This window comes from Dactylosporangium cerinum, from assembly GCF_042653625.1.
GTDB classification, from domain to species: Bacteria; Actinomycetota; Actinomycetes; order Mycobacteriales; family Micromonosporaceae; genus Dactylosporangium; species Dactylosporangium cerinum.
Map to the genome: position 1 here is coordinate 1 of NZ_JBHSIU010000039.1, position 26,978 is coordinate 26,978.

General features: G+C 68.9%; 29 protein-coding genes. 13 read left to right on the forward strand and 16 right to left on the reverse strand.

Features of this window, described 5'->3' with window-relative positions; translation table 11 throughout:
* The 3 genes from ACFPIJ_RS28465 to ACFPIJ_RS28475 form a co-directional block, all read left to right on the forward strand.
* The coding region (locus tag ACFPIJ_RS28465; RefSeq protein WP_380119186.1) for a transposase at window positions 1-549 on the forward strand (549 nt) is incomplete at its 5' end.
* A 323-nt stretch (window positions 550-872) separates the two neighbouring features.
* Entirely contained in the window at window positions 873-1,397 is a 525-nt protein-coding gene (locus tag ACFPIJ_RS28470) for a SigE family RNA polymerase sigma factor (protein ID WP_380119188.1), read from the forward strand.
* A complete protein-coding gene (locus ACFPIJ_RS28475; RefSeq protein ID WP_380119190.1) occupies window positions 1,376-2,305 on the forward strand; it encodes a hypothetical protein in 930 nt (309 codons plus the stop codon). Before ACFPIJ_RS28470 ends, ACFPIJ_RS28475 begins: the two co-directional genes overlap by 22 nt.
* Here the strand turns inward: ACFPIJ_RS28475 and ACFPIJ_RS28480 are convergent.
* A complete protein-coding gene (locus tag ACFPIJ_RS28480; protein WP_380119192.1) occupies window positions 2,199-3,248 on the reverse strand; it encodes an MOSC N-terminal beta barrel domain-containing protein in 1,050 nt (349 codons plus the stop codon). The two genes, ACFPIJ_RS28475 and ACFPIJ_RS28480, sit on opposite strands and share 107 nt — an antisense overlap.
* Before the next feature lie 27 nt (window positions 3,249-3,275).
* The gene (locus tag ACFPIJ_RS28485; protein ID WP_380119194.1) at window positions 3,276-4,172 is read right to left on the reverse strand and encodes a DUF7919 family protein; all 897 of its coding nucleotides are present in this window, start codon (window positions 4,170-4,172) and stop codon (window positions 3,276-3,278) included.
* Between the two features lie 30 nt (window positions 4,173-4,202).
* On the opposite strand from ACFPIJ_RS28485, the gene ACFPIJ_RS28490 reads away from it, so the two are divergent.
* Window positions 4,203-5,111 carry an integrase core domain-containing protein gene (locus tag ACFPIJ_RS28490; protein ID WP_380119196.1) on the forward strand — a complete coding sequence of 303 codons (909 nt, stop codon included), beginning with the start codon at window positions 4,203-4,205 and terminating at the stop codon, window positions 5,109-5,111.
* A 542-nt stretch (window positions 5,112-5,653) separates the two neighbouring features.
* Here the strand turns inward: ACFPIJ_RS28490 and ACFPIJ_RS28495 are convergent.
* Window positions 5,654-6,085: a WD40 repeat domain-containing protein gene (locus ACFPIJ_RS28495; protein ID WP_380119198.1), complete on the reverse strand. Its 432-nt coding sequence runs from the start codon at window positions 6,083-6,085 to the stop codon at window positions 5,654-5,656.
* A gap of 292 nt (window positions 6,086-6,377) precedes the next feature.
* Here ACFPIJ_RS28495 and ACFPIJ_RS28500 point away from each other — a divergent pair, with 292 nt between their 5' ends.
* The 4 genes from ACFPIJ_RS28500 (at window position 6,378) to ACFPIJ_RS28515 (ending at window position 11,369) form a co-directional block, all read left to right on the forward strand.
* Window positions 6,378-8,054, forward strand: a complete 1,677-nt coding sequence (locus tag ACFPIJ_RS28500; RefSeq protein ID WP_380119200.1) for a LuxR C-terminal-related transcriptional regulator — start codon at window positions 6,378-6,380, stop codon at window positions 8,052-8,054.
* Between the two features lie 106 nt (window positions 8,055-8,160).
* On the forward strand, window positions 8,161-8,667 hold the full coding sequence (locus ACFPIJ_RS28505) for an HD domain-containing protein (protein ID WP_380119202.1): 507 nt from the start codon (window positions 8,161-8,163) through the stop codon (window positions 8,665-8,667).
* Window positions 8,668-9,080: 413 nt separating this feature from the next.
* Complete coding sequence (locus ACFPIJ_RS28510) at window positions 9,081-10,931, forward strand: sensor histidine kinase (RefSeq protein ID WP_380119357.1); 1,851 nt, start codon at window positions 9,081-9,083, stop codon at window positions 10,929-10,931.
* A 66-nt stretch (window positions 10,932-10,997) separates the two neighbouring features.
* Window positions 10,998-11,369: an ArsR/SmtB family transcription factor gene (locus tag ACFPIJ_RS28515; RefSeq protein WP_380119359.1), complete on the forward strand. Its 372-nt coding sequence runs from the start codon at window positions 10,998-11,000 to the stop codon at window positions 11,367-11,369.
* Window positions 11,370-11,527: 158 nt separating this feature from the next.
* Here the strand turns inward: ACFPIJ_RS28515 and ACFPIJ_RS28520 are convergent, their stop codons facing one another.
* Complete coding sequence (locus tag ACFPIJ_RS28520; protein ID WP_380119204.1) at window positions 11,528-12,136, reverse strand: DJ-1/PfpI family protein; 609 nt, start codon at window positions 12,134-12,136, stop codon at window positions 11,528-11,530.
* 283 nt (window positions 12,137-12,419) lie between these two features.
* Here ACFPIJ_RS28520 and ACFPIJ_RS28525 point away from each other — a divergent pair, with 283 nt between their 5' ends.
* Entirely contained in the window at window positions 12,420-13,154 is a 735-nt protein-coding gene (locus ACFPIJ_RS28525) for an SDR family oxidoreductase (RefSeq protein WP_380119206.1), read from the forward strand.
* Here ACFPIJ_RS28525 and ACFPIJ_RS28530 read toward each other — a convergent pair.
* Genes ACFPIJ_RS28530 through ACFPIJ_RS28550 form a run of 5 tightly spaced genes read right to left on the reverse strand, consistent with a single transcriptional unit; the run spans window position 13,151 to window position 17,643 of the window.
* Entirely contained in the window at window positions 13,151-13,996 is an 846-nt protein-coding gene (locus ACFPIJ_RS28530; RefSeq protein ID WP_380119208.1) for a helix-turn-helix transcriptional regulator, read from the reverse strand. The two genes, ACFPIJ_RS28525 and ACFPIJ_RS28530, sit on opposite strands and share 4 nt — an antisense overlap.
* Before the next feature lie 2 nt (window positions 13,997-13,998).
* On the reverse strand, window positions 13,999-14,940 hold the full coding sequence (locus tag ACFPIJ_RS28535) for an SDR family oxidoreductase (protein ID WP_380119210.1): 942 nt from the start codon (window positions 14,938-14,940) through the stop codon (window positions 13,999-14,001).
* A 54-nt stretch (window positions 14,941-14,994) separates the two neighbouring features.
* Complete coding sequence (locus ACFPIJ_RS28540; RefSeq protein ID WP_380119212.1) at window positions 14,995-15,351, reverse strand: sigma-70 family RNA polymerase sigma factor family protein; 357 nt, start codon at window positions 15,349-15,351, stop codon at window positions 14,995-14,997.
* Window positions 15,335-16,723 (reverse strand): NAD(P)/FAD-dependent oxidoreductase, encoded by a 1,389-nt coding sequence (locus tag ACFPIJ_RS28545; protein ID WP_380119214.1) that lies wholly within the window; start codon window positions 16,721-16,723, stop codon window positions 15,335-15,337. The genes ACFPIJ_RS28540 and ACFPIJ_RS28545 overlap by 17 nt, the downstream gene beginning before the upstream one ends.
* Window positions 16,724-16,767: 44 nt before the next feature.
* On the reverse strand, window positions 16,768-17,643 hold the full coding sequence (locus ACFPIJ_RS28550; protein ID WP_380119216.1) for a sigma-70 family RNA polymerase sigma factor: 876 nt from the start codon (window positions 17,641-17,643) through the stop codon (window positions 16,768-16,770).
* Window positions 17,644-18,443: 800 nt separating this feature from the next.
* Here ACFPIJ_RS28550 and ACFPIJ_RS28555 point away from each other — a divergent pair.
* Both ACFPIJ_RS28555 and ACFPIJ_RS28560 read left to right on the forward strand, forming a co-directional pair.
* On the forward strand, window positions 18,444-18,812 hold the full coding sequence (locus ACFPIJ_RS28555) for an integrase core domain-containing protein (protein WP_380119217.1): 369 nt from the start codon (window positions 18,444-18,446) through the stop codon (window positions 18,810-18,812).
* A 324-nt stretch (window positions 18,813-19,136) separates the two neighbouring features.
* Entirely contained in the window at window positions 19,137-19,910 is a 774-nt protein-coding gene (locus ACFPIJ_RS28560; RefSeq protein ID WP_380119219.1) for a beta-galactosidase trimerization domain-containing protein, read from the forward strand.
* A gap of 113 nt (window positions 19,911-20,023) precedes the next feature.
* Here ACFPIJ_RS28560 and ACFPIJ_RS28565 read toward each other — a convergent pair whose 3' ends face one another.
* Genes ACFPIJ_RS28565 through ACFPIJ_RS28575 form a run of 3 tightly spaced genes read right to left on the reverse strand, consistent with a single transcriptional unit; the run spans window position 20,024 to window position 21,876 of the window.
* On the reverse strand, window positions 20,024-20,812 hold the full coding sequence (locus tag ACFPIJ_RS28565) for an SDR family NAD(P)-dependent oxidoreductase (protein ID WP_380119221.1): 789 nt from the start codon (window positions 20,810-20,812) through the stop codon (window positions 20,024-20,026).
* A 46-nt stretch (window positions 20,813-20,858) separates the two neighbouring features.
* Window positions 20,859-21,482 (reverse strand): NADPH-dependent F420 reductase, encoded by a 624-nt coding sequence (locus ACFPIJ_RS28570; protein WP_380119223.1) that lies wholly within the window; start codon window positions 21,480-21,482, stop codon window positions 20,859-20,861.
* A 49-nt stretch (window positions 21,483-21,531) separates the two neighbouring features.
* Window positions 21,532-21,876 (reverse strand): winged helix-turn-helix transcriptional regulator, encoded by a 345-nt coding sequence (locus ACFPIJ_RS28575; protein WP_380119225.1) that lies wholly within the window; start codon window positions 21,874-21,876, stop codon window positions 21,532-21,534.
* 536 nt (window positions 21,877-22,412) lie between these two features.
* Here ACFPIJ_RS28575 and ACFPIJ_RS28580 point away from each other — a divergent pair.
* Complete coding sequence (locus ACFPIJ_RS28580) at window positions 22,413-22,547, forward strand: hypothetical protein (protein WP_380119227.1); 135 nt, start codon at window positions 22,413-22,415, stop codon at window positions 22,545-22,547.
* A gap of 143 nt (window positions 22,548-22,690) precedes the next feature.
* Window positions 22,691-23,152, forward strand: a complete 462-nt coding sequence (locus ACFPIJ_RS28585; protein ID WP_380119229.1) for a barstar family protein — start codon at window positions 22,691-22,693, stop codon at window positions 23,150-23,152.
* Between the two features lie 11 nt (window positions 23,153-23,163).
* On the opposite strand, the gene ACFPIJ_RS28590 is transcribed toward ACFPIJ_RS28585, so the two are convergent.
* From ACFPIJ_RS28590 to ACFPIJ_RS28605, 4 genes are all read right to left on the reverse strand, one after another.
* Window positions 23,164-23,424, reverse strand: coding sequence for an alpha/beta fold hydrolase (locus tag ACFPIJ_RS28590; RefSeq protein ID WP_380119231.1), 261 nt, complete (start codon window positions 23,422-23,424; stop codon window positions 23,164-23,166).
* A 547-nt stretch (window positions 23,425-23,971) separates the two neighbouring features.
* Window positions 23,972-24,088 carry a hypothetical protein gene (locus ACFPIJ_RS28595; protein ID WP_380119361.1) on the reverse strand — a complete coding sequence of 39 codons (117 nt, stop codon included), beginning with the start codon at window positions 24,086-24,088 and terminating at the stop codon, window positions 23,972-23,974.
* Window positions 24,089-24,207: 119 nt separating this feature from the next.
* Window positions 24,208-25,707 (reverse strand): heparan-alpha-glucosaminide N-acetyltransferase domain-containing protein, encoded by a 1,500-nt coding sequence (locus ACFPIJ_RS28600; RefSeq protein ID WP_380119234.1) that lies wholly within the window; start codon window positions 25,705-25,707, stop codon window positions 24,208-24,210.
* Window positions 25,704-26,708: a BPL-N domain-containing protein gene (locus tag ACFPIJ_RS28605; protein ID WP_380119236.1), complete on the reverse strand. Its 1,005-nt coding sequence runs from the start codon at window positions 26,706-26,708 to the stop codon at window positions 25,704-25,706. The genes ACFPIJ_RS28600 and ACFPIJ_RS28605 overlap by 4 nt, the downstream gene beginning before the upstream one ends.
* Window positions 26,709-26,978: the final 270 nt, after the last annotated feature.

Sequence of the window (26,978 nt, forward strand, 5' to 3'; positions counted from 1 at the left end):
ATCCGGGCAGCCGACAAGCAACTACGCCAGCTCGTCACCGAACACGGCAGCACCCTGACCGGCCTGCACGGCATCGGCCCGTCCGGCGCCGCCCGGCTGATCGGCGACATCGCCGACATCAGCCGGTTCCGCACCCCAGCGCACTTCGCCTCCTGGAACGGCACCGCGCCACTCAAGGCGTCCTCCGGCGACCAACGCCGCCACCGGCTCTCCCGCGCCGGAAACCGTCGTATCAACCGCGTCCTGCACATCATGGCCATCGTCCAGCTCCGCCGTGACACACCCGGCCGCGCCTACTACCGGCGCCGCCTCGCCGAAGGCAAAACCACGATGGAAGCCCTCCGCGCGCTCAAACGCCACTTGTCCGACGTCGTCTACAAGCGGATGCTGCACGACGCAAAGGCCAGCGGAGCTGGTGAGACGGGTCCGGGAGGACACACGGGAGCGACTCTGCAATCCAGCGCGGACGGCCCAATCCCGACAGCCGCCTCTTCGGACAAGTCACAACCCGGACCCGCCACCAAGAAGCCTAAAACAAAGTCGCCATGATCCCTTGACCAAGAGGGGAACCAGATGAGGGTGCTTGATCTTGGTGTCGGCGATCATGAAATTCCCCCGAATCTGGGCCGTTCACGATCAGGGAACTACCGATCGTCGACAATCTTGGGCCGCCGCTGATCCGTCCACGCCGGGCGTGGAACCCGTCACCTCAGCAGCGCAACGCCCGCGTCGACGGCTCGTTTGATCGCGTGTGGATTCGGCGCTCAGTTACAAATACGAGACGTACCAGGGAGTCCGCGGATGCCTCCTGGTCACCGGTCAACCTTTCGGGCGGCGCTGGCGTCCTTGCCAGCGACGGAAGGAGAACCCGCGTGGGCTGGAAGAACAGCTATGAGGGGTTGGATGTCCTCGTCGCCGAGCGGGGCAGCGCGTTGCTCGGTACGGCGGTGCTACTGGCCGGCAGTCGGGTAGCGGGCGAGGATTTGTTACAGGCGGCTCTGGAGCGGCTGGTGCGTCACTGGAGCCGGGTGCGCGGCGACAAGGAAGGGTACTTGCGCCGAACCCTGTACCACCTCGCGGTGGACCAGTGGCGCCTGCGGCGGCGACGGCCAGAGGTGCTGGCGGAGGTGGAACCGCCCGGGCAGCCGGACGGCACTGACGCGGTACACCTGCGGCACGTGCTCGTGCAGGCGCTGGCTACCCTGCCGCCCCGGCAGCGCGCGGTGCTGGTGCTGCGTTACTGGGAGCAGCTCAGCGAGGCCGAGGCCGCCGATGTGCTCGGGTGTTCTGTCGGAACCGTCAAGTCCACCGCCTCGCGCGGGCTTGCCCGCCTGCGTGAGCTCACCGCCGACTGGGCGACCGAGGACGTCCAGGCATGGAATGGAGCTGGGAAGTGACGAACTTTATCGAGGAACAGCTGACCGAGGGGATGCGTGAGCGGGTCGCTGGCATCACCATCACCACCGACCTTGTCGGCCAGACGCTGCGCAGCCAGCGGCGTCGCACGATGGTCACGCGGAGCGCATACGCGGTTGGTGTGGTCGGGTTGGCCGGCGCGCTGGCCGCCAGCGTGCTCGCCGCCGGTGGCACCGGGCCGGCAGCCACCCCCGACCGGCCATCGGTGGCTGGCGCCGGGTCACCGCAGCTGCGCCTGGCCGCCGCGGTCTCCGCCAGCCAGGGCATCAGCTACCGGGTGAAGAACACCATCATCGTCCGGAGCCAGCCCGGCAGCCCATCGATGGTCGCCACCGGGGCATTCGACCCGGCCACGACAACCGGCTACCTGTTCTTCGCGTCCGGCGATGCTCTGCCCTGGAGCGAACAGCGGCTTGTCAATGGCGACCTGTACACCGCCGACCTGGTCCACCTCCGACCCATCCCCAGCAACCCGAAAGGAAAGCCCACCCCCAGCACTGACCAGCGAGTGGACTGGACGCATGACCCGGGCAAGAAATACACCAACTTCGTCTACGATCTCAAGACCGACGTGCTCTCTCTTTCCGCCGATCCACATCAACTGTTCGATGCCCTCACGAAGTCCGGCGCCAAGATCAGCCAGACCGGCCCGGACCGGTACCACTTCGAAGTAGCCATCCCGCCACGCAAAGGCCTCACGGGCGGCACCATGGTCGGCGACGTGACGGTGGGCTCGGACAAGCGGATCGCGAAGGTGGTCTACCAGGCCACCCAGCGCTTCGCTACGGAAACCGCCGTGCTCGACGGGACGCTGGAGCTGTCCGACTACGGCAGCCCGGTGACCGTGGAACGCCCCGGCGGCACCTTCGAGCAGGTTCCGGGCAAGTGATATCGAGGTAGTCGACGAACCCTGCGCGGCATGGGCACGTCGTTGCCATGCCGCGCGGCGCATCGCTGGTCGCGCACGTCGACGCGCATCGCAACCGGCCCACGTGCAGTACACGGCCGACCCACGCGTCCTCGGGGAAGCCTGTCGGGTCGTCCGCCTCGATCAGCAGGTTGGGCCGGAAGCGCAGCACGTCGAGCGGTGCGCCGGCCAGCGCTCCGACCCCGGCGACGGACCGGGTCGTGATCACCGACAGCGGCATGGCGTCGAAGACGCCCCGATCCTGCTTGACCACGCGGAGCCCGTCGCCCAGCTGCCGGGCCAGCGCCGGATCGACGACCTCGAACTCCTCGCCCGACGGCGAGCGCACCATGGTGCAGGAGGCGTGGGGCCGGTCCGGCTCCACGAACCACGGCCGGTACAGCACCATCTCCGGCCGCCGCGAGATCGTCAGCCACGGCATGCCGTTGCGGACCTGACCATCGCGCATGAAGGCCCAACGGCGGTCACCGGCCACGCCGTGCCAGGAGACGCGAGCCTCCCGCAGCTCCTCCGCCCCCATGGACTTGACCGGGTACCTCCACAGCCCCACCACCCGGCCCACCGGCCGACGACCCACGCCACCCTGCACGGCAACCTCCTTGTCGGAGGCGCCCTTGCCATCGACACCGAGGTGGAGCGTGGCGGACACCCGTCCGTCGCAGCGCCTCTCCACCCGGCCCCACCGACAACCGGCAGGCGGGTGCACTGTCGCATGTCTCCCTCGCGCCCGGCGACACCCGTGTCGCGAACGAGACACCGGCACCGACTCCCTGTGGCTCACCGGCACCCCGGACCGTGCTTGGGCGCGGGGAGCAGCGACCCGACCAGCGCCCAGTGTTCGTCGGTCAGGTCCGAGGGGTACCGCCGCGGCCGGAGCATCCGGCCACGTCGGCGGCATCGGCATCGGCGGTCACGCGGGCACGCCGATGCATCATCGGATCTTGTCCCAGAATTCCCATTCCTTGCCGTGGTCGGGGCACTGTTCCCTGAGCTGCTGGGTGGCCAGCGATAACGCCCTGCGACCAGGCTCGTCCGGCGTGTAGTGCAACTCGAACTTCTGGCCGCACCTCACACACCGAAGCATGACGTTCCTGGCGGTGCGGCCCCAGACCGCGCGCTCCCCGTCGGGCGGGATCCAGGGGCTCGGCTCGGTGGCCCAGCCGGCGTCATAACGCTGCACCGCCTCGACGAACTCCGCGGGCGGCCGGTAGGCATGAGCGGAGACGTAATGCCAGATCAGCGCCGGCGCCGCGAACATCACGCCCGGCCGGGCCGGCACCCTGATCTCGCGGAACGCAAGCCAGGACTCGCCGTCCGACCGCGGATCGGCGATGAGACTCGTGTCTGACGGGCAGAACTCACAGCCGTGCAGGCCGCGCGTCTCGTTGACGGCCGGGTTGCCGACGATGTCGAGCAACGCATCGGCGAACCCGTCCGGGACCGGGCCCGTGTCGAACGGCTGCGAGCCATCCAACCAGCCGACGCTGAGCCGCTCGTACCGCGGCCGGTAGTCCAGTGTGCCCCATTCGTATCTGACGGTGTCGTGGTCGAAGAGCGAGTACGCGTGCGTCAGGTCTGCGAAGTAGGTCACCGAGGAGAAGATACGTGTCGGGCTCGTAAATTCGGTTCTCGGCTGTGACGTGCGGTTTTGTACGGAGTCCGCCCGGCGGTAGCGGCGACAATCGAGGTCATGACCGGTTCGCTGGCGTACCTGCTCCTGCGCCAGATTCTGCAGATGCTCACCCAGCTCGCCCGCGACGGCGGAGCGAAGGACGTCGAACTGCTCGTGTTGCGCCATCAGGTCGCGGTCCTTCGCCGGCAGGTCCACCGCCCGGACATGCAGCCCGAGGATCGGGTGGTGCTGGCCGCGCTGTCGCGGCTGCTGCCCCGACCGCAGTGGTCAGCGTTCTTCGTCACCCCGGCCACGCTGTTGCGCTGGCACCGGCAGCTGATCGCCCGACACCGGACCTATCCACACGCATCGCCTGGCCGGCCACCGATCGACCGAGAGCTGCGTGAGCTGGTGCTGCGTCTGGCCGCGGAGAACCCGACCTGGGGTCATCGCCGCGTGAAAGGTGAACTGGCTCGGCCGGGCTACCGGATCGCGGCCAGCACGGTCTGGAAGATCCTGCACCGGGCCGGCGTCGACCCGGCACCCCGCCGGACCGGACCGACCTGGCAGCAGTTCCTGACCGCCCAGGCCCGCACGATCCTGGCGTGTGACTTCTTCATGGTAGACACCGTGCTGCTGCAACGGATCTACGTTCTATTCTTCATCGAACTCGCCACCCGCCAAGTCCACATCGCCGGAGTCACGAGGCACCCGACCGGCGCCTGGGTCACGCAACAGGCACGGAACCTGCTGATGACCCTCGACCAGGCAGCCGACAGGCTCCGGTTCATACTCCGCGACCGAGATGCGAAGTTCACCGCAGCGTTCGACGCGGTCTTCACCGCCGCCGGGATCGACGTGTTCCGCACACCGCCACAGGCACCGAGGGCGAACGCCTACGCGGAACGCTGGGTCGGCACCCTACGACGCGAGTGCACCGACCGGATCCTCATCGCTGGCGAACGACACCTGACGAGCGTCCTGACCGAGTACGCTGCCCACTACAACGGCCACCAACCACACAGATCGCTCGACCAACAACCACCGAACCCACCAACCACAGGTCATCGACCTCACCGCCGCCCGCGTTCAACGACGCCAGATCCTGGGCGGGCTGATCAACGAATACACGCAGGCCGCATAGCCGAAACCTGATTTACGCGCCCCACCAGGCTGGACCACCCGCGGCTGGCCGCCGACCCGCCGCCGTATCGCCCGAACCCGACCCTGCGCGGCCCCAGCCACCTGCTCATCGACTTCGACGCGATCCACCCCGCGCCGTAGCGGGACGGTCCGAACCTTGGAGGATGGACCTCACCCGGCGTACCAACGACATGCGGAGGATCGTGTGGAGCCCCGACAGTCGCGGATACTTGCCACCACCGGCGAGGACGGCCATGTGCCTGTGAAACGCCGAGGGACGCCAGCGCGCTGACGTCACGGCCGCATCGCTGGATGCGCCGTCCGGGGGGCGAGCCGCAGAATTCCACTCATCGTTGTCCATGCGGCGACGCCGGTATGAACGACCGCCGGGCGAGAGGAATCGCCATGGACGGCGGATCTGACCACGCATACCTCGCAAGTACCTGCGCCGGCGCTGTTGCATTCCAGCCGGTGGCGCGGTCACGGGCGGTCGGCCGTCACGTCGGCGTGGAGGATCTCGGCCGCATCGTCGGGCCGCGTCGTCCACCGCGTGATCATCCGGTCGTTGCCGGCGGTGTAGAGGCGTCCGCCGTCCGGGCTCCACGCGACGGTCCGCCCAGCGGGGTGCCGTCGGCGCACCAGAGGCGCACGGTCTTGTCGGCGCTCCCGCTGGCGAGCAACCCGTGACCGTCGAAGGCGAGGCTGAGCACCAGGTCGGTGTGGTCGCGAAGCGTCATCAGCGGCGTGTCGGCGGCGGCGTCCCACAGCTGGACGGTCCTGTCGTCGCCGGCCGAGGCGACCACGGAGCCGTCGGGTCCGACCGCGACCGCGGCCGCCCGGGCGGTGTGACCGGCCAGCGCGCCGACCGGGTGACCGGTGGACGGATCCCAGGTCCGCACGGTCATGTCGCGACTGCCCGGCACAAGGCGACGACCGTCGGGGCTGACGGCCAGGTTGGTGATGTTTGGTTGCCTGGCGCAGCGCATCCCGTGTGGCCATCGACGACCCTGTGGGAAACTCCAGGCAGAGCGTAGGCTTTCAGGGAGCTACCAGGAATACATCATGCTCCCCCAAGCCTCGACAAACGATCTCCGCGCGGACCTGGAACGTCTCGTGAACTGTCACGAGCAACCTCGGGTCGCGCGTAAGGCGATAGCCTCGTCCTGGGAACGGTGTCTGCGGCTAGGGCTACATCCCGGCAACTTCACGGTCCCGTATCAGCCGGATTTCGACGATACGGCTCGGTTGACGAGTGCCGCAGGGCCGGTTCTCACTCAGTTGACGCAGGACCTCGAAGGCTGCGAGATCGGCGTGTTGATGTCCGACGAGCACGGCCACGTCATCGGCCGCATAGCGGACGAGCCGGCGGTCGTGCAGCTGCTCGACCGGATCAGCCTCGCTCCCGGCTTCCAGTACGGCGAAACCCAGGTCGGCACCAACGCGATCGGTACCGCGCTCGCAAATGCCAGACCTTCGGGGGTGATCCAGGCCGAGCACTTCGCCGAGGCCCTCGTCGGCATGGCCTCCGCGGCCAATCCGATTACAGGTCCCGACGGCGGCCTCGTCGGGACGATCAGCCTGGCGTGCGACGGCTCCCATGCCACCCCACTCGCGCTGGGTCTCGTCAGGCGTGCCGCCCGGGACATCGAGCAGAGGTTGCGTGCCGACTGCTCGGCGACCGAACGAGCCTTGCGCGAGGAATTCGCCACCGCCCAGCGCAGGACCTCAGGCCCGCTGATCCTGCTCAGCCCGACCACCACGCTCACCAACCCGGCGGCGGCAGCGTTGCTGCAGACCGCAGACCGAGAACAATTGTCGGATCTGATGACCCCGGTGCTCACCGGCGGCAGGCCTGCACCCCAACAGCTACAGCTCATCGACGGCTCCCCGCTCGCCATTCGGTGCAAGTCGGTTCGAGACGGCGACCGGGTGATCGGTGCGCTGATCTGGCTCCAGCCGATGCCGAACCGGGTGGCGGATGGCACGACCATCGACGAGACCATGCCGCCCTCCGGGCTGATGAGCCTCACCGCCGCCGAACGCACGGTGGCCGAGCTCGTCTCCGAAGGACTGACCAGTCGCGCGGTCGCGCAGCGGCTGGCGCTTTCCCCGTCCTCCGTCCACTCGCACCTTCGCCGCGTGTTCACCAAACTCGGGGTCCGGTCCCGGGTGGAACTGGCCCGGACGTTCGAACGCTCCACCGCGAAGGCGCGGACGTTCGCCGCCTTCGACGAAACCAGGCGCCGTATCGAACACGACCTCCAGGACGGCTTGCAGCAGCGACTCGCCAGACTGGGCCTGTCACTCGGCCTGGCACGCACCTCAGTCCCACCCGAACGTTCGGAGCTCACAGACGAACTCAGCAAAGTCGCCGAAGGGCTGGTTGAGGCGACTGAGTGTCTCCGGAAAATCTACCGGGGTGTGTATCCAGCGACCCTTTCTGACAAAGGCCTGCGGCCGGCGATCCAGGCGCTGACCCGAAGCTCAACCATACCGGTGGAGCTCGACCTGCGAGTTGACGAGAGGCTCCCGCAGCCAGTCGAAATCGGCGCCTACTACATCGTATTCGAAGCGCTGACCCACGCAACGAAGCATGCAAAGGCAAGCGTCATCCACATCTCTGCCGCGTTGTCCGAAGAGTTCCTCGACGTGACGGTGCGCGACGACGGTATCGGCGGCGCCGACCTCAACGACTCAGAACTGACTGGCCTGACGGACCGCGTCGAGGCAATGGACGCAGCGATGCGACTGGTGAGCCCGCCGGGAGCCGGGACGCTCATGCAGATCAAGGTGCCGGTCAAGGCACCGGTCAAGGCACCGGTCAAGGCACCGGTCAAGGCACCGGTCGAGGTGCCGGTCAACGCCGGCCGCCCAGCCCGCGGCGCGGCGCCACCCAGTACCGCCGGGCAGGCTGAGGGTCATCCCAAGCCAGGGCAATCGGTGAACATCCGCTGAACGCGTTGTGGATCTCTGCGATGAACCTCGAGGGACTCAGCGATGAGCGGCGATTTCCGTTGACGTCGATGTGGCGCAACGTCTGGCGCTGCGTGTACTGGCGAGCATGCCGCAGCGGCAGCGGCACTCGGCGGGCGTGGCGCACCGTGCGGCCGAACTGCGCGATGCTGTGGACCTGGCGGACCTTGACATTGTCCTGGCGGCGGCTTGGCTGCACGACATCGGCTACGCAGCGGACCTGCATGACACCGGGTTCCACCCGCTCGACGGCGCGCGGTTTCTGGCACGGGCCGGGTGGCCGGCACGGATCTGCGCGCTCGTCGCACACCACTCCGGTGCCAGGTACGTCGCGAGCGTCCGGGGTCTCGGCCGGGAACTCGGCGAGTTTTCCCCGCGAAGTATCCCCGGCGGCCGACGTCTTGACGTACGCCGACCAGACGGTCGACCTGGACGGCACCCGCACGGATGTGGTTTCCAGGATGGCCGACATGCTGCGCCGGCACGCCCGGATTCGGACAATGCACGGGTCCACCAGTTGCGGGCAACTGACCTGCTGGCCATCGCGCAGCGGGTCGAGCATCGGTTGCGCGGCTGCATCGGCCCGGGTCGGTGACAGGAAGCTCGTGTCGGTTTCATACCCACAGCCCGGCTTGGCTTCTCGGCTGGTTTGCTCGCTCTGCTCCCCGGCCGTTGGCTCAATCGCGGCGTGCTGCTTACGCATCAGTGGTACGGCCTTGAGAGGCACCCCGTGCGTTGGTGGTTCGAGGCTCGCGCCGGTCGACCGGTCGTTGTCACCCTTCGCCTCGCTCGATCGCGCCGGGTGAGCGGCATAGGGTGACCTGCAGTGGCCGACATGATGGTGATCGAGGCAGGCACAACGGCCTCATCCCGGGTATCCAGGTTGCGCAGGCGGCATGGCCGACGGCCGGGGACGATGCGGTCACCATCGCTCGTGTCACACGACGAACTGATCGTGGCAGTGACAGCGAGTCGCGCTGGCGGCAGATGCTGGGAGGTGGTTCGGTGATGTTGGAACGCCTGGCTGCCCGGCTGGTGCGGCCGACGCCGCCGCCGCTTTGGCTGGGGATCGCGGTCGGCGCGCTGCTCATCGTGGTCGAGATGGTGCTGGTCCGTCTGCTCGAACACATGGTGTCGCGGGACGTCCTGGTGGTGTTCTTCCTGCTCGGCGTGCTGGCGATCTCCACAATCTGGGGCCTGTGGCTGGCGTTGGCGATGACGGTCGTGAGCGTCACGGCCTACAGCATCGGCTATGTCGCGGCCGTTCGGCAGTTCGACCTCAGTCAGACCCAGGCATGGGCAGGACTCGCGGCGTTCCTCGTAGCGGCGGTAACGGCCAGCTTGATGGCCGAACTGGCCCGCGTTCGAGCGGTCGAGTCGGTCCAGCGCCATGAGGAGGCCGACCTGTTCGCCGGGGTGGCCCGCCGCATGCTGACCCTACACAATCTGCGGTCGGTGCTGCCGGAGGCGTCGCACCGCCTCGCACAAACTCTGCAGCTGCCGTTCGCGGCGATCGAACGCGACAACGTCCCGGCCGAGGAACACCAAGCGGCGCTCCCGCTGCAGTACGGCTCGCAGACCGGCACCCTGCTCATCCCCGCCGATCTGCCAGAGCCGATCCTGCGCCGGCTGCGCGAACGGGCGGTACCCCGGCTGGAGATACTGCTGCAGGCCGCGACCGAACGCGAGGCCCTGACCAACTCGCTGCACGAGCTCGCAGCGGAACAGGCGAGCCTGCGGCGGGTGGCGGTGCTCGTCGCCCACGGCGCGCCACCGGCCGACGTCGTGGCCGCGGTCGCCGCCGAGACGGCGTCACTGCTGGCGGCGGACGCCACGAGCCTGCTGCGCCACGAGACGCCCGACACCGTCACCGTCATCGCCGAGTACAGCAAACCCGGCACCGAACCTCAGCTGGGGCGCCAGTTCGCCGTCGAAGGCGGCATCACGGAGCTGGTGCTGCGCACCGCCCACCCAGCCCGCGTCGACAGCTACGACGACCGCAACGGCGCCCTCCCCTACCTGGCACGCAAAGAAGGGTTCAACTCGTCGGTCGCCACACCGATCATGGTCGAGGGCCGGGTCTGGGGCGCACTCGTTGTCCTGTGGACCCGGCGCGAACCGGCGCCACCCGATACCGAAGAGCGGCTGGCCCAGTTCACCGAGCTCGTCGGCACCGCGGTCGCAAACACCGAGAGCCGGGCCCAGCTCAACGCGTCGCGTACCCGGATCGTCCTGGCCGCCGACGAGGCCCGCCGCCGTATCGAACGCGACCTGCATGACGGCGTCCAGCAGCGCCTCGTGTCGCTCGGCCTCGAACTGCGCACGGCCGAGGCACTGCTGCCGGGCGACCCCAACGAGGCCAAGGCGCGGCTCGGCCGGACGGCCGAAGGCCTGACCGACGCGTTCACGGACCTGCAGGAGATCTCGCGGGGCCTCCACCCGGCCGTCCTCTCCCAGGGCGGCCTCACTCCCGCGCTGAAGGCGCTCGCGCGCCGCAGCCCCGTCCCGGCCACCATCAACCCAGGCCCCAAACGCCGACTGCCGAGCCGCGTCGAGGTCGCCGCCTACTACGTCGTGTCCGAAGCGCTCACAAACGCCGCCAAGCACGCCCACGCCTCCAAGGTCGAGGTGGACGTCGACATCACCACCGACGATCACACGGCGCGTGAGTTCCTCACGATGTCGATCCGCGACGACGGCGTCGGCAGCGCCGACCCGGCCCTCGGCTCGGGGCTCGTAGGTCTCGCCGACCGGGTCGAGGCGCTCGATGGACGCCTGCAGATCTCAAGCCCAGCAGGTGCCGGGACGACACTGATCGCCAAGCTACCGACCGACATCGACGGCGCGTCGACTGCTTGACACTTGATCATTGCTCGCACCACCGGACGCACGTACTGCCGTGCCGGATACGTCATCCGTGGAACAATGGAGGGCGTGGGAACTGCGAAAACTGCTATGCCTGCTACTTCGCCGCTTGCTGGCGAGCCGATTGAGCGCGCCGATGCCGAGCGGCTCGCGGGAGTGCTGAAGGCAATCGCCGACCCGGCCCGGCTGCAACTGCTCAGCCTGATCCAGTCCGCTCCGGAGGGCGAGGCGTCCGTGAGCGACCTCACCCCGCCGCTTGACCTTTCCCAGCCGACCGTGAGTCATCACCTTCGGATCCTCACCGAAGCCGGCCTGCTCGAGCGCGAGAAGCGCGGCGTCTGGGCGTACTACCGCTTGGTCCCGTCGACGATCGCGGGGATCGCGGAGCTGTTGACGCCTCCCCGCAAGCGGGCGACGAAGAGGGCCCGCTGAGCGGCAGTGCCGAGAGGCCGGCGCCGGGCCCGTAGGTCGGCAGGCCCATCGGGGCGCACCTATGCAGTGCACTCCGGGCGTGTTCACCGCCGGTCATGCCACCGTTGCTCCGGTGCAAGGGAGCCGCGCGTGCCTGGCCAGGCGAAAGCGGCGGGGCATCAGCCGAGGACGGCCTCCCCCGCGTGGACGGCACGCATGGCGCGCTCGACGGTCTGCTGCTGTTCGCCGACCGGAGCCACATACCCGATGACGTCGCGCGCGGCGTCCTGCCCGAGCAGCCGGGTGATCACCCATGTGGCGAGATACTGTGACGCCAGGCAACCACCGGCCGTAGCAACGTTCCCCTCGGCGTGGAACGGCACGTCGAGCACGGTGACGCCGCACGCTTCGACGAACGGCCGAGTCTTCATGTCCGTGCAGGCGGGCATGCCATCCAGCAACCCTAGCCGGGCGAGGACCAGCGCGCCGGAGCACTGGGCACCGATCAGCTGCCGTGAAGGGTCGAGCCGCAGCCTGAAGAGCATCCGGTCGTCGGCGGCCACGTCCCGCGCCTTCACCCCGCTACCGATCAGCACGACGTCGGCTTCGGTCACGAACTCCATCGGGCGCTGCCCGGTCACCACGACGCCGTTCATCGACGTGACCACCGGCGCCGGCGTCGTGATGAAGGCCTCCACACCGTCGTTCCGGCACCGGTTGATCAGCGCGGAGGCGATGAAGCTATCGAGCTCGTTGAAGCCATCGAAGGTGACCACGGCAACCTGCATCACAAAGTCCCCCTCGGTACGGCAGTGGAGTCCACTCTCCGTGGCGCGCCGTTGCGGGTCGAGAGCCAATCATCGGCCGGCGGCACTGCGGGTGCCAGGTGCTCGACGAGGGCGGCCGGCTGGGCGCCGACCCTCCCTGCCGCCGGAGCGTGCTTCGGCCTGGCCGACCTGCTCACCTTCAGTACACCCCGAAGTATTTGACGACCGCGAGTCACAACCGGCGGTGCCGTCCGGTCATAGCTGACGCAGACAGGTAAACCCCGCAACAGAGGGAGTGAAAGACATGAAGATCGCCGTGCTGGGTGGTACCGGGCTCATCGGGTCGCAGGTCGTCAAGATCCTGCAGGCCGAGGGGCACGAGGCGGTGCCGCTGTCCCCGTCGAACGGCGTGGACCTGCTCACCGGCGAGGGCCTCGACACCGGACTCAAGGGCGCCGACGTCGTGCTGAATCTGACCAACTCGCCGACCTTCGACGAGGCATCGGCCGACTTCTTCCGCACGACGATGGACAACCTGCTGGCGGCCGCGCAGCGCGAGGGCGTCGGCCACGCCGTGATCCTCTCGATCGTCGGCGTCGACCAGGTGCCGGACCTCGCCTACTACCGCGCCAAGGCGCTGCAGGAGGAGATCCTGAAGGCCAGCCCGGTGCCGTACTCGATCGTCCGCGCCACTCAGTTCTTCGAGTTCGTCGACGCGATCCTCTCCTGGACCACCGACGGCGACACGGTGCGGCTGCCCAGCACGCCGGTACAGCCGATGGCGTCGGCCGACGTCGCGAAGGCGGTGGCCGACGTCGCCGTGGGTGCGCCGCTGCAGGGCACCCGGAACGTGGCCGGCCCGGAGGTCTTCACGCTCGACGAGTGGGGCCGCGCCGCGCTGGCCGCCAAGGGCGACCAGCACACGGTCGTCGTCGACCCGACCGCCGGCATGTTCGGCGCGGTGTCCGGCGACGTCCTGATCGCCCCGGAGGGCGCAGTCCTCGCGAAGACCACCTACCGCGACTGGCTGACCCGCTAGGCGCCGTGATCGGCGGCCGGCGCCTCGTCGAGGTGCTGGCCGCCGATCACTTTCAGAAGCTCAAGTTTCTCGTTGCTCTCGCTGCCGGGCTGCGCGGTGTAGACGACCAGTTGCTGCGACTGGTCCGGATCGATCAGCCGCTGGCAGTGCAGGTCGATCGGCCCGACCTCCGGATGCATGAGCCGGACCTGGCCACAGTAACGGCTCGCCACCGGATGCTCGCGCCAGATCGCGGCGAACTCCGGGCTTTCCTCGAGCAGCGCGCCGACCAGCGCGCCCGCCCGGGAATCCTTGCCGTCACGGATGTACGACTCGTGCAGGTCCGCGACGATGAGCGGCCTCTCCGCGGGCCGGAGAAGCCGCGTCGCCGGGTCGGTGAACCAGCGGTAGTGCAGACTGCGCGCGAGACCATTGTGGACGCTCTCGTCGCCGATCAGGGCGATGGACAGCGGGGTCTGCAGCAATGTCTCGCCGAGCGGGCTCACCACCTGCGCCGCGGCATCTCGCAGACCGTCGAAGATGCGCATCATCCCAGGGTTGACGTGGTTATCGGTGGAGCGGCGCGGAGTGGCGTACCCGGCCAGCCGGAAGAGATGGTCACGCTCCTGCATGGACAGACGCAACCCGCGGGCGAGCGCGCCGAGGATCTGCTCGGAGGGATGGGGACCGCGCGGCTGCTCGAGCCGGCTGTAGTAGTCGATCGACATGTCGGAGAGCACCGCGACCTCTTCGCGGCGTAGGCCGTGCGTGCGCCTCCGCCGCCCGCGGGGCAGCCCGACATCCTCCGGTTGCAGGGCTTCACGACGGGTGCGCAGGTACTCGGCCAGCCGGGCGCGGTCCATGCTCACACCGCCGCGAACTCGACACCGGCGAGACGCTGCGAGACATCCCACAACCTGGCGGCCCCGGCCTCGTCGCGTGCCGGACGGTAGAGGTCCAGCTCGGCCGGACCGCCGGTGAACTGGCCGAACCCGTCCGGGCCGTAGAAGTGGCCACCCTCCGCCTCGGGGCTGGTGGCCGCGTACAAGGCCGGAAGCAGGCCCCGGTCGACGCCCTGGACCAGCATGCCCCAGCTCGCCAGTCGCTTCATGACGGCCTCGATCGGCGAGGGCTTCTCCCGGCCCATGTTGGGGCCGGCGGCGTACAGGCCGGTCAGGGTCGTGCCCGGGTGGGCGGCGTTGCTGACGATTCCCCACCCAGCCGCTCTCGAACGCCGGTCGAGCTCGAGCGCGAACATCAGGTTCGCGAGCTTCGACTGGTTATACGCGCGGACCGGCGCGTACGCCCGCTCGCTCTGCAGGTCCTCCCAGTTCAGCTTGGCGTGCCGCGCCGCGCTGCTGGTCATGGTCGTCACCCGGGCCCCGCCTGCGCTCAGCAGGGGCAGCAGCCGGCCGGTGAGCGCGAAGTGCCCGACGTGGTTGGTCCCGAACTGGAGCTCGAAGCCGTCGGCTGTGGTGTGCCGCGTGGCCGGCGTCATCAGCCCGGCATTGTTGATCAAGATGTGGATCGGCCGGCCCTCGGCGTGCAAGGTGTCCCCCAGCGCCTCCACCGACTTCAGTGAGGCCAGGTCGAGCTCGTGGAGCGACACGTCGGCACCGGGCACCTCGGCGCGGATGCGGGTCAGTGCGGCCTCGCCCTTGGCCTCGTCGCGGACCGGCAGGAGAATCTCGGCACCGGCCGCGGCCAGGCGGGTCGCCAGGCCGAGTCCGAGGCCGCTGCTCGCTCCGGTCACCACGGCGAGCCGTCCGGTCAGATCAATGGAGTTCTGCATGGTCACCTTCTTCATGCCTCAACGTTGACGCCGCTTCTCGTTCGCAACCATGTCCTGCCAGTACAAGGCTCAGTTGCGGTGCCAGCCCCGCAGCTTCGCGGGATTCAGAACGACCCCGAGGGTCGTGGCCCGCTCCTCGCCGCGGCTGACGGCGATCACGGCCACGGCGGTGCCGGACCGGCGGATCACCAGGCCGGCGCGCCCGTTGACGCTCTCGATCGTCAGGTCGGCTCCGGGCAGCAGAACAACGAGCAGCCGGGCGACCTTGGCTGCTCCCTGCACGGGACGGATCGGGGCCGGTACGCGGCCGCCGCTGTCGCACACGGCAACGGCGTCCGGATCGAGGACGGCCTCGATCGCGATGACCTCGCCCGTTCGGCAGGCAGCGGCGAGCCGGCGTACGACCTCGTCATGGACGCGGGGCATCGCCCGCCAGCACACTCGCCTCCACAGCACCCGCCCGTTGAGCGGGTGCGGGTACGTATGGGCCGGCACCGGCCAGGAACGCCTCCCGGGGCTGCTGCACCGACGCGAGGGAGACGATGTCACGGCCGAACGGCACGGCGGTCGCCCAGACCGCGAACACCCGGAACTTCCGCTCCCAGGTGGGCACCGCCAGCACGTGGTAGCCGCGATGCATCAGCCAGGCCGGGAAGCCCTTGATGACCAGGCGGTGAAACTGGAAGATGCCGCGGCCGAGGCCCAGCGTGGCGACCACGCCGAGGCTGTGGTGCAGGTACGGCTTCGGCTCGCTCCCACGCAGGGTGGCGATCAGGTTCTTGGCCAGCAGCTTGCCCTGCCGCACCGCGTGCTGGGCGTTGGGCACCGTCGCCGCACCGGGCTGCCCCGCGCTGAGGTCGGGGACGGCCGCGTCGTCGCCGGCGCCCCACGCGTCCGCCACCGGCGCCTCGTCGGTGCCGACCCGCAGGTCGGGCCGGACCATGAGCAGCCCGCGCTGGTCGATGGGCAGGTCGGTGTGGTTGTGCACCATCGGGTTCGCGGCGTTGCCGACGGTCCAGACGATCAGCTCGGAGTCGAACTCCTCGCCGGTGGACAGCACCACGTGGCCGTCGATCGCGGAGAGCAGCTGTGCGTTCAGGTGCACGTGCCCGCCGCGCTTCTCCAGCGAGCGCACCACCCATTCGCCCGGCTTGTCGGTCACCTCGGGCAGGATCCGGCCGCGCGCCTCCACCAGGTGGAAGCTCAGCTCGTCCCGGCTCAGCTCGGGGTAGCGGCGCACCAGCGCCTTGGCCAGCGCCAGCAGCTCGCCGAAGCCCTCGACGCCGGAGAAGCCGCCGCCGACGAACGTGACGGTGAGCAGCTTCCGGCGCAGCGGGCCGGGCGGGAGCCCAGCGGCCTGGTCGAAGGCGGTCAGCAGCCGGTCACGGATCGCGACGGCCTCCTCGACGTGCTTCATGCCGATCGCGTGCTCGGTCACGCCCGGGATCGCGAGGGTGCGGGCCACCGCGCCCGCGGTCACGACGATGATGTCGTATTCCAGCGGGTAGGAGTCTCCCACCGCGGGGTGCACGGTGACGGTCTTGTGCGCGTGGTCGATCCTGGTGACCCGACCGGCGATGAGCTCGGTCTTCTTCAGGTGCCGGCGCAGCGAGACGGCGGCGTGCCGTGCCTCGACCGAGCCTGCCACCACCTCGGGCAGGAACGGCTGATAAGTCATGTACGGCCGGGGGTCGACGACGATCACGCGCGCCTCGCCCCGGCGGAGCTTCTTCTCCAGCTTCCAGGCCGTGTAGAAGCCGGCGTACCCGCCGCCGACGATCAGGATCGTGCGCACCATGGTCCCCTGTCTCTCGCTGTCAGCAGCTATGACAGGGCAGGCGCCTACTTTGTGACAGCGGCAAATGCTGCGATCTTGTCAAGATTCATCATCCACAGCACCTGGTCGATACCGGTCTCGGAGGCGGTGATCGTGACCATGCCGAGCAGCGTGCCGCCGCGGCACATGACCGCGCTGGCCTGCCCGTTCGTCGTGACCCACTGCACGTCCACACCCTCCCAGTACCAGGCGGAGAACGCCGCGATGTATTTCGCCACGCGAGCCGCGCCCACGACCGCCTTGCGGGAGACCTGACGCGCGCCGTTGCCGTCCGAGACGCTCGCCACCTCGGCTGCGAACAGCTTCTCCAGCGTCTCGAGATCGCCGGTGCGGGCGGCATCGAGGAAGGTCGCCAACAGCTGCCGCTGCGCGGTCGCCGGCACCGGAATCTTCCGCTCGCCGGCGATGTGCTTGCGCGCCCGGCTGACCAGCTGGCGTGCGCCCTGCTCGGTGGACAGCAGGATCCCGGCGATCTGCGTGTACGGGTAATCGAACGCCTCCCGCAGCACATACGCCGCCCGCTCATGCGGCGTGAGCTTCTCCATCAGCGTCAGGACCGCGAGCTCCAGCGCCTCCCCGCGCTCGGCGCCCAGGAACGGGTCCGCGCTGGTGTCGACCGGCTCCGGCAGCCAAGGCCCGATGTACGTCTCGCGGCGCGCCCGGGCCGACTGCAACTCGTTGATGGCCAGCCGCGTCGTGGTCGTCGCCAGAAACGCCCCCGGATTGTTCACCACGCTGCGGTCCGTCGTCTGCCAGCGCAGCCAGACGTCCTGCACCAGATCCTCGGCCTCGCTGACGCTGCCGAGCATGCGATACGCGATCCCGAACAAGCGTGGACGCACGCCCGTGAAGATCGACGCCGCCTCGTCGAGATCCCCCACCACTACCTGTTCCCCCCAAGGTCGTTCGCGACTCCCAGGCTAGCCGCTGTCACAGATTCGGAACCTGCCCTGTCTCGGCTTACGACAGCACGTCATCACCGAGAGAACAGGGGCACATCACCGAGCACGTCCTGGAGCCGAAGGCGCAGGAGATCGCCGATGCGACCCGCAAACCCCATGCCTGTCTACGACTGCTTGACACGCAATCAAGTGGTTAGTGAGCCAGCACCGACAATGGCGGTGCTGTCAACAATGGCTCCGCCGGGCTCGAAGGTCGCATTTGCTGCCGTACCGGTGCATACCGGTACGGGTCCAGCAACATCGCCGAGATGGCCACCGTATCGACTACAGCACCCTAGGCTGCTAGGTCAAAACTCTGGCGCAGCATTGCCCTTGCCGAATACCCCCTCCGCCCTGGTGAGGGCCAGTGTGGGAATGTCGGAGATGTTGACCCAGTTGCTGGGCCTCGGCGTAGCTGGTAATCGATACGGCTTGATGGTCTGCCATGCTGCTGCGACTGGCGTACCTGGCTGTGACGAACGCGTTCGCGGTGCTGCGGCTGCTGCCGATGAGCAATCGGGACAAGGCCGTGGAAATCCTTGCCCTACGCCATCAAATCGCGGTGCTGGAACGCCAGCTGGGCAAGGAGAAGGTGCGGTTCGACGTGTTCGCGGTGATCGAGCACGCCAGCCGCCGGATCCGGATCCTGGGCGCTACCGCCCATCCAACTGCTTCCTGGTGGCACAGGCCGCGAGAACCTCGTCATGGACCTCGAAGACAACGGCTCCCGAGCGCGGTACATGATCCGCGACCGGGACGGCAAGTTCTCCGAACTGTTCGACGCCATCCTCGCCGACGCGGGCATCGACATCGTCCTCAGCGGCATCCAGATGCCGAGAATGAACTCGATCATGGAACGGTGGGTCCAGACCTGCCGCCGCGAACTGCTGGACCGGACCCTGATCTGGAGCCAGCGGCACCTGCTCCACGCGCTGCGCGAGTTCGAACAGTTCTACAATGGACACCGCCCACACCAGGGGATCGCGAACGCCCGCCCGCTCCGCTCGCTACCCACACCGATCGTCGACCCGGACAAGATAGGCCGCCTCGACATCCGAAGACGCGATTGCCTCGGCGACGTCCTCCACGAATACCAACATGCCGCCTGACCTGCACGGATGAGGTTTTCGGCAAGGGCAACACCGGCGAAGCGGTCATGGCCTCGATTGTCACCGCTACCGACGGGTGAACTCCACGCAAAACCGCACGTCACAGCCGCGAACCGAATTTTACGAGCCCGACACGATCGGGCCCGCCCTGGACGCCTACGTGCCCGACGCGGACGTCCTGCTGCTGTACTCCACCGACACCAAGTGGGCCTTCGAGTTCGAGCCACCACTTGCCGACCTGGACGGCTTACCGAATCGGTATTCCTATCTGGACATCTTCAGCGCGTTCTACCGGGATGCTTCGAGGCCGGCGCCCAGGTCCGCGTGCAGCACCTCAGTCAGTTCCTCGCCGCTACACCGGCGCAACTGGTTCGCAGCTTCCCCGTCCTGCTCGCCCCCGCCGTCTACGTCGCTGACGACGCGGTGCTGGAGCACATGCGCCAGTACGCCGGGGCCGGCGGACACCTCATCGCAGGGATCCGCACCGGCTACGGCGACGACCTCGCCCGGGCCCGGCCCGTGGTAGCGCCCGCGTTCCTCGCCGAGGCGGCCGGCGTGCACGACGACGAATACAGCAACCTCTCCGAGCCGCTACCGGTGTCCTCCGCGACGGACGAGCTCACCCTCGAACCGGGCGCGGCAGCAACAGGATGGGTCGACATCCTGCAGGTCGACGACGCTGACGTCCTGGCCACCTGCCAACCGAACGAGCTCGGCGCATCGGCGGCATTGACCACACGGGCGTTCGGAGCTGGCCGGCTCAGCTACCTGGGCACCGTTCCCAACGCACCGCTCGCGCGCAGCATCGCCCGCTGGGCGGTCCCGCAGACCGCCGCCCGGCAATGGCAGGCACCCGAAGGCGTCACCGTCGCCACAGGCCTCGCCAACGGCCGTCTGCTCACGTTCATCTCGAACTGGACGGTCCAGCAGACCAGTGTGATCGCGCCAGCTCCGGCCCTCGACCTCGCCTCACACCTTCGATACGCCCGCGACGAAGCCGTAACCCTCGAGCCACGCGCTGCACTCGTGGTTCAGGTCCACGAACACCCGATCCGAAACAATCCCATCGACGACCCACCTGAACACGCCGACGCCTGACCCTGCGGTGTGCCGCGCTGGGCGATGCGTCTGCGGATGCCCTTGGCGCGGACTGCCTTGCAGCATTTCGTCGTGTCGCCGTCGACGCGTTCGGCGAACACTTCGTCCGGTCGTCAGCGCCAAGGGATGACCCGGCGGTGTTGCACCAACTCCCCCGCGAACCGCGGTTCGACCGCGTCGACCGCCAACGCGACCACATCAGCTGCGGCCTGCATCGGCGTCTGCGCCGCGGACATGTCCGCGAACCATGGTCTGGACGCCTCCGTGTCGACCAGCCCGGGACACACTGCCGCCACAAACCGCCCAGCAGCTGACCGCGCATACACGCGCGCCGCCGCCACCTGGCCCACCTTCGACGGCACATTGATCCAGTCCGGCCAGCCACGCACCGCGGCCTGCCCGGTCTCGACGGCATCGACGTAATCGAGCATCACCGTGTCGAGGTCGTCGAGTGTCACTGCCCGCGCATCGAACCGGTCCCTGAGCTGGTTGGGCAGGCGGCGCAGCGACCCGAACGAGCTGGCGACCACCAGGAACCGCCCGTCCGGCCGCAGCAGCGGACCGAACGCGCGGATCATTCTGGTGGTACCGAGGTTGTTGGTGTCGACGAGGCCTCGCACCTGATCGGCACTGGACAGCTGTGGGCTCAGCCGGGCCGCCGCATTGGACACCACGATGTCGAGCTGCTCGTGCCGATCCGCCAGCCTGCACGCGAGGTTGGTCACGTCCGATGGCCGGGTAACGTCGAGCCGCTCCGCCACCACGTTCTTCGGCAAGACCGCCGCAGCGCGGGCGACTCGATCGGCGTCACGGCCGGTCAGATAGACGGTGTCGACGACGGCGCTGAGCTGCTCAACGACAGCCAGGCCGAGGCCCTGATTCGCACCGGTCACCAATGCCACACTCACGCGATCACCGCACCATCGCACCCGGCGAACACGCGACCACTCACGCCGCTACCAGGTTGAAGACGGTACGCGGGGCCAGCCCGCCGAACAGCAGTGTGATGATGACCGTGCCCATCCCCTCCAAGTCCTTGGAGTGATACAGCGGCCCGAGGTCGATCGGGTCGGCACCCATCTCACGAATCAGCTGCGCCACTACCTCTTTCGCAGCCGGATCATCGCTGCTGTACGGCACGGCCAGCGGCCGTCCGTCGAACACCGGCGGCCGCATCTGCCACACCTCCGCATGGCACAGGTTGAACGCCTTCACCACCCGGGCCCCCGTCCGTCGCTGGATCAGCTCGCCGAGCGAGTCACCGGGCTCGGTGATGAGGGTAAAGCCCTCGACTTCTACCGGGTTGCCGCAGTCGATCACCACCTTGCCGCGCACCGCGTCGCCGATCGCCACGGCCGTGTCCTCGATACCGGCCCAGTGCACCCCCATCAGCACCACATCACCGAACTCCGCCGCCTCCCGCAGCGAGCCGCTCTGAGCGCCGAGCTCTGCACCGAGCGCTTCGGCCTTGCACCCGTCGCGGCCACCAATGAATACCTCGTGGCCTTGGGCCACCCACTGTCCGCCAAGCGCGTGTGCCATGGAACCCGCGCCGAGCACGCCAATCTTCATGCCGCAACGCTAGAAGCCGGTGGGGCACCGATCGGTTCCCCACCGGCGGCTATCCCGAGTCCGCCGCCGCGATCGCGTCCGCATGCTCCTCCGCCCACCTGGCCAGCACCCCGACCGGTTCGAGCAGGGTGCGCCCGAGCTCGGTCAGCTCATATTCGACACCGGCCGGCGCGGTTGCCAGCACCCGCCGCCGGACCAGCCCGCTGCGCTCCAGCTTTCGCAACGTCTGGGTGAGCATCTTCTTGCTTATCCCACCCACCCGCTCCCGCAGATCGCTGTAACGACGCGGCCCCTGGCCCAGCCCGTACACCACCACGACCGACCAGGTGTCCGCCACCAGCGACAGCGTGGTGCGCGCCGGACAGTCGGCCAGGAACACGTCGTGCTCGCTCACACCGTCAACCCCCGCTTCCCATTCTCACCATTCAACCGTAGACATCCCTGGGAACCGGACGGCGACCAACGTCACTCGACGCAATCGTCGACGAATCCGGTTGATCAACGCGCGCACCCAAACGTATTACACGGCGGTCTGCGGGATCGTCTCGGACCTCCGTGCAGCGGGCCGGTTCGTGCGGCTGGTGGACATGTCCGCGGTCAGTCAGGGCGACATGACCGACTCGCTGCACCCGAACGCGAGCGGCTTCCGGAAGATGGCTGAGGCCTTCCACGGGAGATCAGCGAGGTCGACCGGACCGACACGTTCCGGATCGCCAAGAACGGGGTTCCCGGCGCCTGCGGCGACCGGCCGGACGGCGGCGACGGAGACACGGTATCGGAGACTATGGCGACGTCACCGAGGGCGCCGACCTGACGCTCGCCAACGACACCGGCCAGGCGCTCGGCGTTCGCCAGTTGGGGCCGGGCACACCCACCCAACTCCTCGGAACGGTCGGCGGCCCGTGCACCTTCGATTTCACTATCGACCGCGTGGCGCTCGGTGCCGAGTCCTACACGTTCACCGTCGCCGGCCACCACCCAATCCAGGTGCAGCCACGCGACCTGCGCCGCTACTCCGTATCTGGCCGCCGCTTCCAGGTTTCCGCATGGCCCGAACGCCGTTGATCCCATCTGGAAAGATCATGGCAATGAGGAGCCCGACCCTTTCTGAGCGACGGTCACCGTGGGTCGTCGTCACACGCGCGGACGACCCGTGGGTAGGCACCGAAGTGGTCAGGTTGCAGCAGCAAGGCGGCATGGTGGCACGGATGGACGGCCGGGAGTTGCGGGACCCGGCGTCGCTTTTCACGGCCTTCGCGCGTGAACTGTCATTCCCTGGCTACTTCGGCCGCAACTGGGACGCACTCGCGGATTGCCTGCACGATTGGCATGGCCATCAGTTCGATGCGCAGGGCCTCGCGGTCTTGGTCGATGACGCCGATCACCTGGCTCAAGCAGATTTCCTCGGGGACTTCGTCTCGGTGCTCTGCCAGGCCGCGTGGAAGGCGAACCTCCAACTCGATGCCGATGGCGTCCCTCACGAGCATTGGTCGCCCTTCTCCTTGCACTTCGTCTTGCTGCTCAACGAGACTGCGCCGGTCGCCTTCGCTGAGGCGGCAGCATCCGGCATGGACGTCGGCGTGGCGCTCGCCGATGGGCGGCTCACCGCGACGCTCACCGGTCCCGATTGGCCGGGAAGCGACCCCGTCACGCCGCCCCTACCGTCTTGAGGGCTGGGTCGTCACTCGGTGCAGGCGTTCGTGATGGTTCGGGTCCACACCTCGGGGTGCGTGAACCAGAAGGTATGGGGAACGCCGGGCACGGTTGAGTACCTCCCGCGCGGCACGAGCGCGGCGAGCTGCGCCAGGGGCCACGGCGGGCGGATGTCGTCGCCAGCGGCGATGAAATGCATCGGCACGGCGCAGGCGGTCGCCACGCAGGGCCACGGCCGGCGCGACGAAAAGGCGCAGATCCCGGCGCCGGCGGCGAGCCGGCTGGTCACGTTGTCCGGCCGCAGTGGTTAGCCGGTGCGACCGGTGAACATCTACCGCAAACGGAACGCTAACGGATGGCACCCCGCGACACTGACAGCACTTGATTTTGCGTCAAGTGCGATGTACCCAAAAAGGACCAACCTGGCGTTTGACTAGGGCATTCTGCCCGGTTTAGCCGAATTATTGTTAGCGCCTCTGCTAGCGCGCGCTAACAGGAACTGTCCAATGTGTACATAATGAGTTTGAATATTCCCAGCTCACAGTGTCGGGACGGCGGGATTCGAACCCACGACCCCTTGACCCCCAGTCGTTGGAGGCCCCAGCGACGTGCTCAAGCACGTTCTCCCAGGTCGCTGCAAGCATAAACCGGCCGAGTTAAGGGGTCCACGTCCGAAGACCCGCGTCAAAGGACGCTATGCGCCGTCGACCAGCAGGTCGAACGTCAGCGAGCAGCACCTCGTGGATGCCGGCCCACACCCCCTTCGCATGCCACCGGACCAGCTGGCGCAGGCATGCCGTCCCGGACTCGAGGCCCAGCTCCGGCGGTAGAAACTCTCACCGTATCCCGGTGTGGAGCACGAACAGGATCCCGCGCAGCACCTGCCGGTCAGCGACCCGGTTGGGGCCTGGGTGCCGCCGTTGGCGTCCCGTCTCGGGCAGGAGCGGTTCGATGCGCCGTCACAGCGCGTCGGCGACGGTCCAGGGCGGCGGCTCGCCTCGCCGGACCCGGCGGCGGGTAGGCAGGCGCAGGTTGCGGCGCCGCCGTGCCATGCGCAGCTCCTGGAGCGAGCTCACGAGCGCGGCGGGGTCGTCCCAGGACGGTCCCTCCGTGCGGCCGCGTCACGCGCCGCGGGAGGAGTCGCCGCGGTATCGGCCGGCGCGGCGGAACCAGACGCCACGGCCTCCGACCGTACCGCTGGAGGAGCCGCCGCCTTGCCACGCTGCGCGGGAATTGTCACCGCCGCCTCGGCGCTCGCCACGGGACCAGCCACCGCGGCCGGCCGGCGCGGCGCGGCCGTGCGGCGGGCCTGGGTGGCCAGCGCGACGACGATCGCCTCCAGGGGGCCGCGGGCCGCGGTCGCCCGCATGGCGAGTGCGATGAGGACGACCGCGATGAGTTGCGCGAGGCAGCCGGTCGTCGCGCTGTACGTGTCGAAGCTGGAGTTGATGAACAGGACGTGCGCGGTGTAGAAGGTCAGGGTCGTGCTGCCGGCGGCGGCGAGCGGCACGAGGACCGCTGTGGCGAGCCGCCGTGCGACTCGGTGCCGGACCTGGTCGGCGAGCAGCAACAGGCCCAGGACGGCGACGGCGGTTCCGGTGGTACCTATGAGGTCGAACGGGGTGCTCGTGTGCGGGGCGTCGATGGCGAGCCACCACCACGTCGACGACGGGGTGCGGCCGTTGTCGCCGAGCTTGAGCAGCCGCCAGGTCTGGTCGACGGTCAGCCCGCTGGCCGGTTGTGCGGCCCAGATCCGTGTCAGTCCGCCGTGGCGGTGCAGCAGGAACGACGAGGCGATGTGCGACGCGACGGCGAGGGCCGTGCCACCGGCGAACAGTGTGACGGCGACCCGCGCCCGGCCGAGGTCGAGCCGGCCGATCACCACGCCGACGCTCATGTACGCCAGCCACGCCGGCGACGGGTAGATGCCCGTGAGGGTCAGTTCGGTGACCAGCCCGACCGGATCGTCGAACAGCCAGGCGAAGGTCGGGTTGACCAGCTCCGGCTCCGGCAGGTGCGGCAGCAGCAGGTGGGCGCCCGCGGGACCGGCCGTCAGCAGGGTCGCGCCGATCGCGGCCACCGCCCAGGTCGGCAGGAACACGAGCGGGATCGCGAGCAGGAACACCATCGCGAGGTACGCGAGGATGACCGCGCCCAGCACGCTGTCGGCGGCGCCCAACAGCAGCCCGATCACGCCGATGGCGAGCGCCCTGACGGCGAGCAGGGCCACTGTCGCCCGGGCGTTGGCGAGCCGGACCGGCCGGCGGCCGGTCGCGAGCGTGACACCGACGCCGGCCAGCAACGCGAACGCCGCCGCGGCCCGGCCGCTGAAGACGGTCGCCGACCAGGTCGGGTTGCCGGCCGCGTCGGACTCGTATAGGGCGTGCAGGGTGATCATGCCGAGCAGTGACACGCCGCGGGCGGCGTCGACGCCCACCAGTCGCGCCCGCTGCTTCGTCGCGGCCGACCGCGAAGGCGAAGACGCGACCGACGAGGAAGGCCCGGCCGACGCCGGCACAACGGCGGACGAAGCCGACGACGGCGGCCCGGGATCGAGCGGTCGCGGGGTCATGGCCGCATCACCGCATCCACCAGGTCGAGGCCGAGATCGGTGCCGAGCCGGTCGACGGTCAGCCCGGCATCGGTGTACCAGTCGTCGGTGGCCTCCGGGTGGGGGCCGACGACGCCGACCCGGCCCAGGCCGAATCCGGCGACGAGGGCGGCGGTGGTGCCGTTGGGATAGGTGGCGACGATGGTCGCGTTCGTGCCCGGGTGCAGCCAGAAGTATGGGCCGTCCTGGAAGAACAGGGTCCGCTGCCAGCCCCGCCAGGCGACCTCGACCAGCGTGTTGTCCTCCGAGGCGACGGTGGCGTCGGGCGAGGCGATGTACTGGTCGGTGTCCCCGGGCAGCAGCCCGAAGCCGGGCGTGGCCCCGGCCAGGTAGCCGCCCAGGCAGAACCCCAGGTATCTGCCCCCGTTGCCCACGAACGATCGGATCTCGGCGCGGTGGCGGCGCAGTTTGCGGTAGCCGTGCGCGAGGGTGCCCCCGCCGGGCTGTGCGTACAGGGCCGCGCCGGCCAAGGCTCCGGCGGAGATCGGCAGGTCCTCGTCGGGGCCGACGTAGCGGACGTCGAAGCGCCACCGGCTGGATTTGAGCAGCGCCGCCACGGCCTCCGGGCAGCCGGGCAGCGACGCTGGTCCGCGGTACACCAGCGCCACCGGCGGATCGCTTCGCGTGCGGCTGGGCAACCAGGAGGGCACGCGGCGTACGGCGGACATCAGGCGATCGGCGCCGGGCATCTGAGCGCGCTTCCTCGTGGTCACCTCGACCTCCGGCGGGGTGGGTTGTCGAGCGTCAGCGCGGTGCAGCGGACTCCGCCGCCGCCCTTGGCGAGTTCGGTGGTGCGGCATGTACTCGACGCGGCGGCCCGCCGCCAGGTGCGCGACCACGATCGCCGCGTGCTCGGTCGCCGCGGCCTCCGGGTCGGGCTGCACCTCGGTGTGCATGTACGGGTTGATCTCGTAGTCGATCCGGAAATGCGCCGAGTCGCAGACCAGCAGTTCGGTGTTCACCGGATGTCGCACTCCTTGGCGTGGAAACGACGGGACTGGGAAAGTCAGGCGGCGGCGATCTCGGGGAGGGCGTCGTGGCTGGCGATGCCCTGGTCGGGGGATGCCCCGCCATCGGCTGCCCGGGGTTGAGGTGTTCGCCCTTCATCAGCAGCGAGAGCGAACCGAGCGACACGTCCTCGCCGACCACCGCGTCGTACACGACGACCGCGCGGGTGCCGACGGTGGCGGCGGCGCGGACGGTGACGACGGACATCGTCATCACGCGGTCCC